Annotated in this window: 13 protein-coding genes; 5 read left to right on the forward strand and 8 right to left on the reverse strand. The window is 59.7% G+C overall.

Translation table 11 applies throughout. The annotated features are described in order from the left end of the window. The first annotated feature begins 44 nt into the window (after window positions 1-44). Window positions 45-1949 (forward strand): ABC transporter ATP-binding protein, encoded by a 1905-nt coding sequence (locus LOC22_RS08800; RefSeq protein WP_103269769.1) that lies wholly within the window; start codon window positions 45-47, stop codon window positions 1947-1949. A 15-nt stretch (window positions 1950-1964) separates the two neighbouring features. Then, window positions 1965-2897, forward strand: a complete 933-nt coding sequence (locus LOC22_RS08805) for a LysR family transcriptional regulator (RefSeq protein ID WP_063134153.1) — start codon at window positions 1965-1967, stop codon at window positions 2895-2897. A gap of 102 nt (window positions 2898-2999) precedes the next feature. On the opposite strand, the gene mdcH is transcribed toward LOC22_RS08805, so the two are convergent. The 8 genes from mdcH to mdcA form a co-directional block, all read right to left on the reverse strand. After that, a complete protein-coding gene (gene mdcH, locus LOC22_RS08810; RefSeq protein ID WP_230239489.1) occupies window positions 3000-3896 on the reverse strand; it encodes a malonate decarboxylase subunit epsilon in 897 nt (298 codons plus the stop codon). Continuing rightward, the gene (locus tag LOC22_RS08815; protein ID WP_017384169.1) at window positions 3896-4513 is read right to left on the reverse strand and encodes a malonate decarboxylase holo-ACP synthase; all 618 of its coding nucleotides are present in this window, start codon (window positions 4511-4513) and stop codon (window positions 3896-3898) included. Before LOC22_RS08815 ends, mdcH begins: the two co-directional genes overlap by 1 nt. Window positions 4514-4515: 2 nt before the next feature. Beyond that, window positions 4516-5475, reverse strand: coding sequence for an AEC family transporter (locus LOC22_RS08820; protein WP_000222846.1), 960 nt, complete (start codon window positions 5473-5475; stop codon window positions 4516-4518). Window positions 5476-5598: 123 nt separating this feature from the next. Next, window positions 5599-6399 (reverse strand): biotin-independent malonate decarboxylase subunit gamma, encoded by an 801-nt coding sequence (mdcE, locus tag LOC22_RS08825; protein ID WP_032620995.1) that lies wholly within the window; start codon window positions 6397-6399, stop codon window positions 5599-5601. Beyond that, window positions 6399-7232, reverse strand: a complete 834-nt coding sequence (locus tag LOC22_RS08830; protein ID WP_017384167.1) for a biotin-independent malonate decarboxylase subunit beta — start codon at window positions 7230-7232, stop codon at window positions 6399-6401. Before LOC22_RS08830 ends, mdcE begins: the two co-directional genes overlap by 1 nt. Continuing rightward, window positions 7225-7524 (reverse strand): malonate decarboxylase acyl carrier protein, encoded by a 300-nt coding sequence (gene mdcC, locus LOC22_RS08835; protein ID WP_000411786.1) that lies wholly within the window; start codon window positions 7522-7524, stop codon window positions 7225-7227. The genes LOC22_RS08830 and mdcC overlap by 8 nt, the downstream gene beginning before the upstream one ends. 9 nt (window positions 7525-7533) lie before the next feature. Further along, window positions 7534-8391 (reverse strand): triphosphoribosyl-dephospho-CoA synthase, encoded by an 858-nt coding sequence (locus LOC22_RS08840; RefSeq protein WP_017384166.1) that lies wholly within the window; start codon window positions 8389-8391, stop codon window positions 7534-7536. Further along, on the reverse strand, window positions 8391-10046 hold the full coding sequence (gene mdcA, locus LOC22_RS08845) for a malonate decarboxylase subunit alpha (RefSeq protein ID WP_015571421.1): 1656 nt from the start codon (window positions 10044-10046) through the stop codon (window positions 8391-8393). Before mdcA ends, LOC22_RS08840 begins: the two co-directional genes overlap by 1 nt. 228 nt (window positions 10047-10274) lie before the next feature. On the opposite strand from mdcA, the gene LOC22_RS08850 reads away from it, so the two are divergent. From LOC22_RS08850 to LOC22_RS08860, 3 genes are read left to right on the forward strand one after another with little or no spacing between them, the layout of a single operon-like run. Next, window positions 10275-11294 (forward strand): hydrolase, encoded by a 1020-nt coding sequence (locus LOC22_RS08850; RefSeq protein WP_017693875.1) that lies wholly within the window; start codon window positions 10275-10277, stop codon window positions 11292-11294. Further along, on the forward strand, window positions 11294-11512 hold the full coding sequence (locus LOC22_RS08855) for a YheU family protein (protein WP_014171926.1): 219 nt from the start codon (window positions 11294-11296) through the stop codon (window positions 11510-11512). The genes LOC22_RS08850 and LOC22_RS08855 overlap by 1 nt, the downstream gene beginning before the upstream one ends. Window positions 11513-11542: 30 nt before the next feature. Continuing rightward, the gene (locus LOC22_RS08860) at window positions 11543-12412 is read left to right on the forward strand and encodes a phosphoribulokinase (protein WP_003861663.1); all 870 of its coding nucleotides are present in this window, start codon (window positions 11543-11545) and stop codon (window positions 12410-12412) included. Window positions 12413-12451: the final 39 nt, after the last annotated feature.

A 12451-nucleotide genomic window follows, 5' to 3' on the forward strand; every position in this document is an offset into this window, starting at 1 on the left:
TATCATAATGACAAATTAACATAGTCGGAACATACGGCGCTTCTATGATTGTTTTCTCCTCGTTACAAATTCGTCGCGGCGTGCGCGTCCTGCTGGATAACGCGACTGCTACCATCAACCCGGGCCAGAAAGTGGGGCTGGTCGGCAAAAACGGCTGCGGTAAATCCACCCTGCTGGCGCTGCTGAAAAACGAGATAAGCGCGGATGGCGGTAACTTTACCTTCCCGGGCAACTGGCAGCTCGCCTGGGTGAACCAGGAGACGCCCGCGCTGAGCGAACCCGCGCTCGACTATGTTATCGACGGCGATCGTGAATACCGCAAGCTCGAAGCGGAGCTCAACGCCGCCAACGAACGTAACGACGGCCACGCCATCGCCACCGTCCACGGCAAGCTGGACGCCATCGATGCCTGGACCATTCGCTCCCGCGCCTCCAGCCTGCTGCACGGTCTGGGTTTCAGCAACGAACAGCTTGAACGCCCGGTGAGCGATTTCTCGGGCGGCTGGCGCATGCGCCTTAACCTGGCCCAGGCGCTGATCTGCCGCTCCGACCTTTTGCTGCTCGATGAACCAACCAACCACCTCGATCTTGATGCGGTTATTTGGCTGGAGAAGTGGCTCAAGAGCTATCAGGGCACTCTGATTCTGATCTCTCACGACCGCGACTTCCTCGATCCGGTAGTGGATAAAATCATTCATATCGAACAGCAAAGCATGTTCGAATACACCGGCAACTACAGCTCTTTCGAGCGCCAGCGCGCGACGCGCCTTGCCCAGCAGCAGGCGATGTATGAAAGCCAGCAGCAGCGCGTGGCGCACCTGCAAAGCTTTGTGGATCGCTTCAAGGCCAAGGCGTCAAAAGCCAAGCAGGCGCAGAGCCGCATCAAGATGCTGGAACGCATGGAGATGATCGCCCCGGCGCACGTGGATAACCCGTTCCACTTCAGCTTCCGCGAGCCGGAGAGCCTGCCGAACCCGCTGCTGAAAATGGAAAAAGTGAGCGCGGGCTATGCCGAGCGCATTATTCTCGATTCCATCAAGCTCAACCTGGTGCCGGGTTCACGTATTGGTCTGCTGGGGCGCAACGGTGCCGGTAAATCCACGCTGATCAAACTGCTGGCGGGCGAGCTTAACCCGGTCAGCGGCGAAATCGGGCTGGCGAAGGGCATCAAGCTAGGCTACTTCGCCCAGCATCAGCTGGAATTTTTACGCGCGGATGAATCGCCGATCCAGCACCTGGCGCGCCTGGCGCCGCAGGAGATGGAGCAGAAGCTGCGCGACTACCTCGGCGGCTTTGGCTTCCAGGGCGATAAGGTGACTGAAAACACCGAGCGCTTCTCCGGCGGCGAAAAGGCCCGTCTGGTGCTGGCGCTGATCGTCTGGCAGCGTCCAAACCTGCTGCTGCTTGATGAACCGACCAACCACCTCGATCTCGACATGCGCCAGGCGCTGACCGAAGCGCTGATCGAGTTCGAAGGGGCGCTGGTTGTCGTATCGCACGACCGCCACCTGATCCGCTCCACCACCGACGATCTCTACCTGGTGCACGGCGGCAAAGTGGAGCCGTTCGACGGCGATCTGGAAGATTACCAGCAGTGGCTGACGGACGTGCAGAAGCAGGAAAACCAGCCGGAAGAGTCAGCGAAAGACAACGCCAACAGCGCCCAGGCGCGTAAAGACCAGAAGCGCCGTGAAGCGGAACTGCGCACCCAGACGCAGCCGCTGCGTAAAGAGATTGCCCGTCTCGAAAAAGAGATGGAGAAGCTCAACGCCACGCTTGCTGCCGTCGAAGAGAAGCTGGGCGACAGCGAACTGTACGATCAGAGCCGCAAAGCGGAGCTGACGGACTGTCTGCAAACTCAGGCGAAAACCAAATCCAGCCTCGAAGAGTGCGAAATGGCATGGCTGGACGCGCAGGAACAGCTGGAAGCGATGCTGCAAGCCGACTAACACGCCGGGAGGGTTATGGGCTTCGATACCACGAGCGAGATTACATTCCGTAAGCTCAGCATCTTCATGACGTTCATGGAGAAGGGCAATATCGCACGTACCGCCGAAACGCTCGGCCTGAGCGGTGTCAGCGTGCACCGCGCGCTGCATACCCTCGAAGAGAACGTCCGCTGCCCGCTCTTTGCTCACAAAGGGCGTAACCTGATTGCCCTCCCCTCCGCGTGGACGCTGCTGGAGTATTGTCAGGAGGTGATGCAGGTGATGGAGCGCGGGCTGGAAGAGTCGCGCAAGATCGCCGGTATCGGCCAGGGACGGTTGCGCGTCGGCACGCTCTACTCGCTGACGCTGGAAACCGTGCCGCGCCTGATTATGGGCATGAAGCTGCGCCGTCCGGATCTGGAGATGGATCTGACGATGGGCTCGAACGAAACCCTGCTCCATATGCTGGATGAGGGATCGCTGGATGCGATTTTAATCTCTATTTCCGAAAGCGATATCGACCGTAACAGCCTCGAAGTGCTTCCTCTGTTCCATGACGATATTTTCCTTGCCGCACCGGCCTCTGCCACGCTGAATACCCGCGGCCCCGCCGATCTGCGTGACTATAAAGATCAGAAGTTTGTCGCCCTCGCGGAAGGGTTCGCCACTTACGCCGGGTTTCAGGAAGCGTTTCATATCGCCGGTTTCGAGCCGGAGATTGTGACGCGCGTGAACGATATTTTCTCGATGCTGAGCCTGGTTCAGGCGGGGGTCGGGTTTACGCTGATGCCGGGCAGGATGAAGAAAGTGTATGAAAATTCGGTGCAGCTACTGAAGCTGGCGCAGCCGTACCAGATGCAGCAGCTGATTGCGATCGTCTTTGCCCGCAACCGCGAGCAGGATCCGAGCCTGCGCGCGCTGGCCGCCGAAGGGCGGATGTATGCCAGAAGTTTGCAGGACGGAGCCTGAGGCCTTGCCGGGTGGCGACGCGTTGCGTCTTACCCGGCCTACAAAATAATACAACCGAACCCGTAGGCCCGGTAAGGCGCAGCCGCCACCGGGCAAAAAAACTCATGCACGAAGCCGACCCGCCAGATGCACCGCCACGTCCACCCCGCTGCGCTCCAGCGAAATGGATTCACCTTCCCACGCCGCCTGCCGCGTCAGACAGGTCAGGATGCCCCCTGGCGGCATCTCAATCGCCAGCCGCGCTTCACGCTCGTTAGCGGAAATCACCGCCTCCTGCCAGCGCACGGTTCGCGCCATATTCATCGCCAGATCGTCGGCAATTTTCTCCGGCTGCCAGAGCACGCGTCCGGTGCTGCCGCTCAGGTACGCGCAACGCGGACGTGAAAGCGTGACCGAATTAAATGCTGCCACCAGCTTCTGCGCCGGTTCCGCCAGCAGCGCGCAGTGTGACGGTACGCTCACCGCCAGCCGCTTAGCCTTGCTTGCGCCTTTTGCCAGGGCGCGTTCCGCCACCTGCGCCATGCCGTCATCGGTTCCGGCAATCACGATCTGCGTTTCGGCGTTCAGATTAGCAATATAGGTTCCTGTCCCCTGAATCAGGTTTTCCACCTGCGGCAGGGTCAACCCCATAATCGCCGTCAGGCCGTAGCCGTGGGGATACGCCTGCTCCATCAGATCGCCACGCAGCGCCACCAGCTTCAGCGCGTCCGTAAAGTCCAGCGCGCCGGCGATAACCGCCGCAGGATAAGCGCCAATGGACAGCCCGCTGACGATATCCGGCGACACGCCGCAACGTTCCAGCTCACGCGCCCACGCCACGCCGGCAATCAGCAGTGAAAGCTGAACCGCGCGGGTGTGGGTTAACGAGCCTTCGCTGTCCAGGGTATCGACTTCCGCCCCCAGCACAGCACGGGCCTGCTCCAGCTCCGTTCCCGGCAGGTTTTGCAGCATACCTTCATGCTGTGTGCCCTGCCCCGGAAAGGTAAACAGTATTTTCATTACTCCTCCCTGTGCCATGGATCCGCCACCAGGCGCGGTCCACATTGCGTTTTTAGCAGCGTTTTGCCGTCGCGTAACCATTCCGCCAGCGCGAATCCGCCCTCGGGCGTGTCCACCTGCGTATCCGCCCGGCACAACGCACGGCTGAGCTGAGCCTGCCAGCCAGTAAACGCCTCAGGGGAAACGGCACGCGGGGCGCGGATGAGCAGATCGAGATCGCTATCGGCGTGGATCACCGGAATGCCGGTCGCCAGCGCGTAACCCGTACTGCCGGTTATCCCCCACGTCCACGTCCACGACTGCTGCGCAAGCTGAAGCGCCACCTGAACCGGCGGCTGAGTGATAAACGGCGAACGCAGCAGGTCGGCGGCAACGCTCAAATCTTCGGGCGACACCACGCGCAACACGTTCTCAGGCTTCACCCATCCGGCCGCCCGCTGGTCGCGGCGCAATCCGCGCACGCCAACGGGAATACGGCCTTCATTATCAACATCACGCCGCACCACTACCGGTAGTCCGGCATGCCAGGCCGCGTCCACCCAGGATTCGGTAATCCCTTCCAGGGCGTCGCGCGCGGTAAGCCAGATGAGGTCGTGTGGGCGTAATGTTGTGGTCATGATTACATTCCTGAAGTCAGCGAGATAAACAGCGGCAGCGACAGGATACACAGTACGGAGCTCAACAGCAGCACGGCTTCAGCATCCGGCGACTGCACACCAAAGCGGTTACCGAACACCACGCCAAAGAAGCCCGCGGACAGCGCAATCATCAGGATGGCGGTGATCGCCACAGAACCGTGCAGACCGAAGATTAAAACGATACCCCAGGCAATCGCTGGCTGGATCAGCAGCTTGGCGATAGTGGAAGTGATCACCATGGTGTTGATCTGAAGTTTACGCGCGGAGAGGATCACCCCGGTCAGGAACAACGCCGCAGCGGTCGCAGACAGTCCCAGCGGTTTAATCGCCGCCAGTACCAGCTCCGGCATTTTGATGCCGATAGCGGACAGGATCACACCCAGCAGCGGGCCCATCACGATCGGTTTTTTAATGGAACGCCACATCAGCACCGGCAGCATGGAAAGCGTTGAACCCGAGTTATTGCCTTCGGCGCGGGCTTTCTCACGCTCCAGAATCAGCAGGCAGAACGGGGTCATCAACACTGAACCACAGGCGATGGAGACCGCCACGGACAGTGAGGTTGAAGGGCCTTCGCCCAGCACGCTGCCCAGAATCGGCAGGCCAAGCGCCGCGTAGTTTGGCAGGGCGACGGTAAGCGTCAGCACGGCCGCATCCTGCGGGGATTTTTTAAACACTTTCGTCGCGAGGAAGTAGATGACCGCATAGGTGATCCACATCGCCAGGGTGAGCACCAGGATCAGCGGCGACTGCGCCACGATGCCGGTCCACGGGGTTTGCACGGTGGCGCTGAACAGCGCAGCCGGGAGTGCAAAATCCATCACGAAGATATTCAGCAGGGAAACATTTTTGTTATCGACCATCTTTGCCTTACCGGCCCAGAATCCCAGCAGCATGATGACGAAAATCGGTGCAAGAGCATGAACAATTACGTAAGTCATAAATCACCTGTAGTAAAAAAGTTTAAGCACTGGCGCGATGTTTATTATTTTCAGGATGCAGGTTCCCGCGTGGACGCAACGGGCGCGCCCACGGGGTGATGCATCTGGCAGGTCTCTTTTTACTTACCAGCTGGCTCGCATACGTTCACGTACGAGCGCCGAGCTGCGGCGGTTGTCAGCACCCAGACGGTTTTTCAACGTGGTGTCCTGACGAGCGTCGCTGATGGCCTGTTGCAGGGTGGTTTTCACCCGCGTCAGATCGCTTTCGGTAGGGGCATCCGGATTGCTGATATCCAGCAGGTCGGAAAGCAGCCCCAGCGTGGCGTAGTTGCTGATGTCATACGCCATTGGCGGAATGGTTGCAGCCAGTTTTTCCAGCGCCTCAACGGTACGCAGCGTAATGCGCGCCGCAGACTCTTTGCCCATGGCATGGATCAGCACGCCTTTATCGTTGAAGGCAATCAGACGGTTAGCCTGGTAGCCGTGCGCCAGAAACGCGCCGGACATGGCCTTACCGACGATAAGACCAATCACCGGATGACCCGCCAGCCGCGCATTAGCGTAGGCGGCAGCGGCGCCGGCCAGCGCCTGGTGGATACCAAACGCCTCTTCGCGACGGCCATAGGCCTGGCTTGGGACGTCGATTACCGCCACAATCGGGCGCTTCACGGCTTTATCTGCGTCGGCGGCGACGGTTTCGCTGACCACTTTTGCCAGCGTCCATCCTTCCAGCAGGCCGACTTCACCCTGCGCCGCGCGCGGGAAGTGGTTGTTGGCGTCCGGCACCACGGTGACAAAACGCACCGTTTCACCGTTTAGCTCGCCGTCTGCGGCCTGCACGGACGGGCATAACCCCTCCAGACGTTTCGCGTTCGGGGCCAGAGTTTCCAGCCAGAGTTCGCCACGGCTAATTGAGTTAGTCATCATTTCACCTCCCGGGCAAAAAGCGCTTTAATCTGTTCGGCATCGGCCTGTTTGCGGGTGTCGAAATTCGTCAGACGGTTCAGGTAATCGTCGTAGTTATCGGTGCGATGTTTCGCCGGTACGCCTTTGGCGATGGCTTCGTTCATCGCGGCTTTCACCGCGTTCACGCCGTCGCCCACCAGCGCGTCCACCAGCCCGCTTTCAAAGCGTACTTCGCCGCCGGTCATGCTCCAGATAAACGGACGGTCGCGGGAGTCATACTCTTCAATGCCCGCTTCCTGCTCGATAACCTGCGGACCGTTGAGGCCGAGCCGCGCTTCGCGGGTCACAATCAGGTAGCTGCACAGCGCCGCGGCGATAGACATCCCACCGAAGCAGCCCACGGTCCCGGCGACAATCCCGACGACCGGGGTATAGCGACGCAGGTCAACGATCGCGGCGTGGATATCGGCAATCGCCGCCAGGCCGAGGTTGGCTTCCTGCAAACGTACGCCGCCGGTTTCGAGGCACAGCACCGCCTGAGTCGGAATGCCGTTGCGGTTATCTTCCGCCGCCAGCTCCAGCGCTGCCGCCATTTTGGCGCCGGACACTTCGCCCATGCTGCCGCCCTGGAAGGTGCCTTCAATCGCCACCACCACCGCAGGCTGGCCGTTGATGGTCCCTTTCGCGACCACCATGCCGTCATCGGCCTGAGGAACAATCCCCTGTGGCCCAAGCCACGGAGAGATAATGCCTTCAAACGGATCCAGCAGTTCGCGGTAGCTGCCGTCGTCGAGCAGCGCCTGCGCACGCTGGCGCGCTTTTAATTCGATAAAGCTGCTGTCATCACGCATGGTTCACCCCTTCAAAAACCTGTTCGATACGAATGCGTGCCACGCCCGGCGTCGCGCCGAAGTCGTGGATGGTCAGCTTACCTGCGGGCAGGCTGCTGACGGTTTGCAGGCGGTTGAACAATGCCTCCCAGCGCCCGCGGCTGTTGTCGACGGAGGTGGTGATATCAATGGTTAAGGTCTGGCCCGGTTCGGCGGTGAAAAGCACCTCCATATCCCCGGAACCGACGACCCCTGCCAGCGCCCTGCCGCTTACTTCGCGGCTGGCGGGCACGGTCAATGTGATTTTTTCCATAACATCCTCTTAATGCTTTGAATAGGGCGTTTCGGCGCGGTCAAGAAACAGCGTGGCGGCAAGCAGGTCTGCGGCTCCGCCCGGCGAGGCGTTAAGCGCCAGCATCTGACGGTCTAACCGCGCCAGCGCCTGCTGCCCCGCGAGGGTTGCGCATCCTCCGGCGTTCAGCACCGCACGGGCGCCGTTCTGCATGGCGTCCAGCCCCTCCATGCCGGCGCGCGACAGCACGCAGGTGTCGGTGAGCGAGGTCATGATCGCCATCAGCGCGTCGAGTCTGGCCTGCGTTTCGCTGCTGCCGTTGAGACGGCTGAGGCGAAGCTGCGGCAGCGCGCGCTGCATGATGTGCGGAAACGCCTGCTGAGCCTCTTCACGCGCGCCCGGTACACGGTAGCGGTGCGTGACGCGTAACCCCTTGCTGAACACTTTCGGCGCCGCGTCATCCGGCAGCTTCGCCAGCTGAGCGGCGGTGTTCGCGACGGTTTGCGCCCGGGCATCGCCGCCCAGCATCGCCACCGCGCTCACCAGTAATCCCAGCGCCCAGATCGCGCCACGGTGCGTGTTCACGCCGTCGGTAGCGGCCATCATCTGCCGTTCACCTTCGCGACCCAGGCGGCCAACGGTTTGCCTGAGGGCAATATCCGCCGGACGCTGCCAGCTCTGCTGCGCCAGCGCCTGAAACGTGGGGGTCAGGCTGTGAGCGGAGCGCTCCATCAGCGCAAGCGATAAATCGTGGTGCGCGCCGTTCCCCCGGCTGTCCACCAGACCGGGCTTCGGGCTTAAACGTGCTTCGTCAATCAGACACTGCGTGGCGGTTCGCGCCAGCCATTCGGCACCGCCTTCAACCTGGATCTGGGGCAGAAGTTTCATTACCAGCTCCGGAATTTCGCAGGTGGGTTGTAAAGACCGCCGGACCATTCCACCAGGTCCGCGACGCTACCGGCCGCCAGCAGCGAACGGGTGGCATCGGTACGACGAATGCCCATATCTTCCGGATACACAACCTTGCCGCTCTGGCGCAGTTCCGCCACGCGTTTGGCGTCAACGCCCAGACCGATATCGGTGATACCCGCCACGGCGGCGACCATGGCGCGACGCTCTTCCAGATCTTTCGCCCGGTAGAGGTAAGCAATCCCCTCTTCCGTCAGCACGTGGGTGACGTCATCGCCGTAAATCATGACCGGCGCCAGCGGCATACCAGAGGCTTTCGCGACCTCAACGGCGTCGAGTTTTTCCACGAAGGTTGGCTTCACGCCCGCCTGGAAGGTTTCCACCATCTGCACGACCAGCTTTTTACCGCGCTGCATCGGGTCAGGCTCGGTGATCATGTTCAGCCAGGCCGGTGTGGCGTGGCGACGACCGTGCGGATCGTGGCCCATGTTTGGCGCGCCGCCGAAGCCGGAAAGGCGGCCGCGGGTCACGGTTGAGGAGTTAGCGTAACCATCAACCTGTAGCGTGGAGCCGATAAACATATCGACCGCGTACTGACCAGCCAGCTGGCAGAAGGCGCGGTTAGAGCGCATGGAGCCGTCGGCACCGGTAAAGAACACGTCAGGACGGGCGCGGATGTACTCTTCCATTCCCAGCTCGCCGCCGAAGCAGTGGACGCTCTCCACCCAGCCGCTTTCGATGGCCGGGATCAGCGTTGGATGCGGGTTCAGGGTCCAGTGTTTACAGATTTTGCCTTTGAGTCCGAGCTGTTCGCCGTAGGTTGGCAGCAGCAGCTCGATCGCTGCGGTGTTAAAGCCAATCCCGTGGTTCAGGGACTGCACCTGGTGTTCAGCGTAGATGCCTTTAATCGCCATCATCGCCATCAGGATGTGTTCCTGTTTGATCAGGCGCGGGTCACGGGTGAAGAGCGGTTCGATAAAGAACGGCTTATCGGCAACCACCACAAAATCAATCCACGAGCCCGGAATATCCACACGCGGCAGGTCGCACTCGTCGTCCACCAGCTCGTTTACCTGCGCGATGACGATGCCGTCATGGAACGCGGCGGCTTCCACCAGCGCCGGAGTATCTTCGGTACTCGCCCCGGTATAGAGGTTGCCTTTGCGGTCCGCTTTAAAACCGGCAATCAGCGCCACGTTTGGCGATAGGTCGACGTATAAACGTGAGTAGAGTTCGATGTAGGTGTGAATCGCCCCGATTTCGAGCTGACCATCCTCCAGCAGTTGGGAGATTCGCAGGCTTTGCGTACCGGAGAAGGAGAAGTCCAGCTTGCGGGCGATGCCTTTCTCAAAGATGTCCAGATGTTCGCTGCGGCCCACGCTCGGCATGATCATATGCAGATCGTGCACGATTTGCGGGTTCACTTCCGCCAGTGAACGGGAAAGGAAATCCGCCTGCTTCTGGTTGTTGCCTTCCAGAACGACTTTGTCGCCTGGTGCGATCAGTTTTTCCAGCATGGCGACAAGATCGCCGGTTGGCAGTACCTTGCCCTGCACCGGTACGGACGCCAGACGACGCGCTTTCTCACTGCGTCGGGTGTTCCATTGCCGGGTGGGTGTTTGCCCAGATAACATTATTAACCTCCTGATTCAGCACATCATTCTGATTTGCTTAACGTTGAGTAAAGTGTGCGCTCTGGTGAGAAAGGCATCAATTAAGCGTAGAGCCAAATCATTAGCCTGAGAGTAATAATCAAGGTAAATATTTGTGATCGGGATCAGTTCATGTTTCGGAAAAACGGGCTAAACGGGGTACAATTCGGAAGGTATAGTTAATTTCTGACAAGAATCAGCATCGCCCTTATGACCCAAATCATTCCCTCAGACTTCGACATTGCAGCCGAAGAGAGCGCAGAGTTCGTGCCCATGCGCGGTGTGGCTAACCCTCACCTGCAAACCATGCTGCCGCGCCTGATCCGCCGCAAGGTACAGTTCACCCCGCACTGGCAACGGCTGGATTTGCCGGATGGCGATTTTTTGGATCTCGCCTGGAGCGAAGATCCGGATCGGGCCAGACATAAACCCCGTCTGGTGGTGTTTCACGGTCTGGAAGGCAGCCTGCACAGCCCTTACGCACACGGTCTCATTGAGGCGGCGAAAGCCCGCGGCTGGCTTGGGGTAGTGATGCATTTTCGCGGATGCAGCGGCGAGCCTAATCGTCAGAAACGTATTTATCACTCGGGTGAAACCGAGGACGGTACATGGTTCCTGCGCTGGCTAAGAGACAATTTCGGCGAGGCGCCAACGGCAGCGGTGGGGTATTCGCTGGGCGGCAATATGCTGGCCTGCCTGCTGGCGAAGGAGAGCGACGCCGTACCGCTGGATGCGGCGGTGATCGTCTCTGCGCCCTTTATGCTGGAGCAGTGCAGCTATCATATGGAAAAGGGGTTTTCGCGAGTGTACCAGCGCTACCTGCTCAACCTGCTGAAAGCCAACGCCGCGCGCAAGCTGAAGGCCTATCCGGATACGCTGCCTGTGACGCTGCAACAGCTCAAACGCGTGAAGCGCCTGCGCGAGTTTGATGATTTGATCACCTCGAAAATTCACGGCTTTGCCGATGCGATTGACTATTACCGTCAGTGCAGCGCCATGCCTTTACTGAACCAAATCACGAAACCTACGCTGATTATCCACGCCAAAGATGATCCGTTTATGGATCATCACTCGATTCCGGCGCCCGATCATCTGCCGGCCAACGTGGAGTATCAGCTCACCCAATTCGGGGGACACGTCGGCTTTGTCGGCGGCACGCTGCGTCGGCCAAAAATGTGGCTTGAGACGCGTATTCCCGACTGGTTAACGGCTTATCTGGACGGTAAATAATGATTATTCCCTGGCAGGATCTCTCTCCCGACACGCTCGATAATCTGATTGAAAGCTTTGTCTTGCGCGAAGGCACCGATTATGGTGAACATGAACGTTCGCTTGAACAAAAGGTCAACGATGTTAAGCGCCAGCTTAAAAGCGGCGACGTGGTGCTGGTATGGTCCGAACTGCATGAGACGGTCAATATCATGCCACGCAACGCGTTTCACGGCTGATCTTTACACTTTTCCAGTCAGGGAGTTGCTATGTCTGCCAGACATCCGGTTATTGCCGTTACGGGTTCGAGTGGGGCGGGAACCACTACCACCAGCCTCGCCTTCCGCAAGATCTTCGCCCAGCTTAACTTACGGGCGGCAGAGGTAGAAGGCGACAGCTTTCACCGCTACACGCGCCCGGAGATGGATATGGCCATCCGCAAAGCGCGCGATCTGGGTAAACACATCAGCTACTTCGGCCCGGAGGCGAATGACTTCGGCCTGCTGGAGCAAACCTTCCGTGAATACGGGCAAAGCGGTACCGGGCAGTCCCGCAAGTATCTCCACACCTACGATGAAGCCGTGCCCTGGAACCAGGTCCCCGGCACGTTCACGCCCTGGCAGCCGCTGCCGGAACCGACTGACGTGCTGTTTTACGAAGGATTGCACGGCGGCGTGGTGACGCCTCAGCACGACGTGGCGCGCCACGTGGATTTGCTGGTGGGGGTGGTGCCGATTGTTAACCTTGAGTGGATCCAGAAGCTGACGCGTGACATGAGCGAGCGCGGCCATTCGCGAGAGGCGGTCATGGACTCGGTGGTGCGCTCCATGGAAGATTACATCAACTTCCTGACGCCGCAGTTCTCCCGAACCCACATTAACTTCCAGCGCGTCCCCACCGTGGACACCTCCAACCCGTTCGCTGCAAAAAGCATCCCTTCCCTGGACGAGAGCTTTGTGGTGATCCACTTCCGCAACCTGGAAGGCATTGATTACCCCTGGCTGCTGGCGATGCTACAGGGTTCGTTTATTTCGCACATGAATACGTTAGTGGTGCCCGGGGGAAAAATGGGGCTGGCAATGGAGTTGATCATGACACCGCTGGTGCAGCGGCTGATGGAAGGAAAGCAGATCGCGTGACGCCTGTTGCCGGATGGCGCTTCGCTTATCCGGCCTACG

The organism is Enterobacter sp. AN-K1, assembly GCF_020971765.1.
GTDB classification, from domain to species: Bacteria; Pseudomonadota; Gammaproteobacteria; order Enterobacterales; family Enterobacteriaceae; genus Enterobacter; species Enterobacter hormaechei_C.

Bases quoted from the DNA above. Each gene is read 5' to 3' on its own strand.
- LOC22_RS08800 (WP_103269769.1), top strand. From the start codon at position 45: ATGATTGTTTTCTCCTCGTTACAAATTCGTCGCGGCGTGCGCGTCCTG.
- LOC22_RS08805 (WP_063134153.1), top strand. From the start codon at position 1,965: ATGGGCTTCGATACCACGAGCGAGATTACATTCCGTAAGCTCAGCATC.
- mdcH (WP_230239489.1), bottom strand. From the start codon at position 3,896: ATGAAAATACTGTTTACCTTTCCGGGGCAGGGCACACAGCATGAAGGT.
- LOC22_RS08815 (WP_017384169.1), bottom strand. From the start codon at position 4,513: ATGACCACAACATTACGCCCACACGACCTCATCTGGCTTACCGCGCGC.
- LOC22_RS08820 (WP_000222846.1), bottom strand. From the start codon at position 5,475: ATGACTTACGTAATTGTTCATGCTCTTGCACCGATTTTCGTCATCATG.
- mdcE (WP_032620995.1), bottom strand. From the start codon at position 6,399: ATGACTAACTCAATTAGCCGTGGCGAACTCTGGCTGGAAACTCTGGCC.
- LOC22_RS08830 (WP_017384167.1), bottom strand. From the start codon at position 7,232: ATGCGTGATGACAGCAGCTTTATCGAATTAAAAGCGCGCCAGCGTGCG.
- mdcC (WP_000411786.1), bottom strand. From the start codon at position 7,524: ATGGAAAAAATCACATTGACCGTGCCCGCCAGCCGCGAAGTAAGCGGC.
- LOC22_RS08840 (WP_017384166.1), bottom strand. From the start codon at position 8,391: ATGAAACTTCTGCCCCAGATCCAGGTTGAAGGCGGTGCCGAATGGCTG.
- mdcA (WP_015571421.1), bottom strand. From the start codon at position 10,046: ATGTTATCTGGGCAAACACCCACCCGGCAATGGAACACCCGACGCAGT.
- LOC22_RS08850 (WP_017693875.1), top strand. From the start codon at position 10,275: ATGACCCAAATCATTCCCTCAGACTTCGACATTGCAGCCGAAGAGAGC.
- LOC22_RS08855 (WP_014171926.1), top strand. From the start codon at position 11,294: ATGATTATTCCCTGGCAGGATCTCTCTCCCGACACGCTCGATAATCTG.
- LOC22_RS08860 (WP_003861663.1), top strand. From the start codon at position 11,543: ATGTCTGCCAGACATCCGGTTATTGCCGTTACGGGTTCGAGTGGGGCG.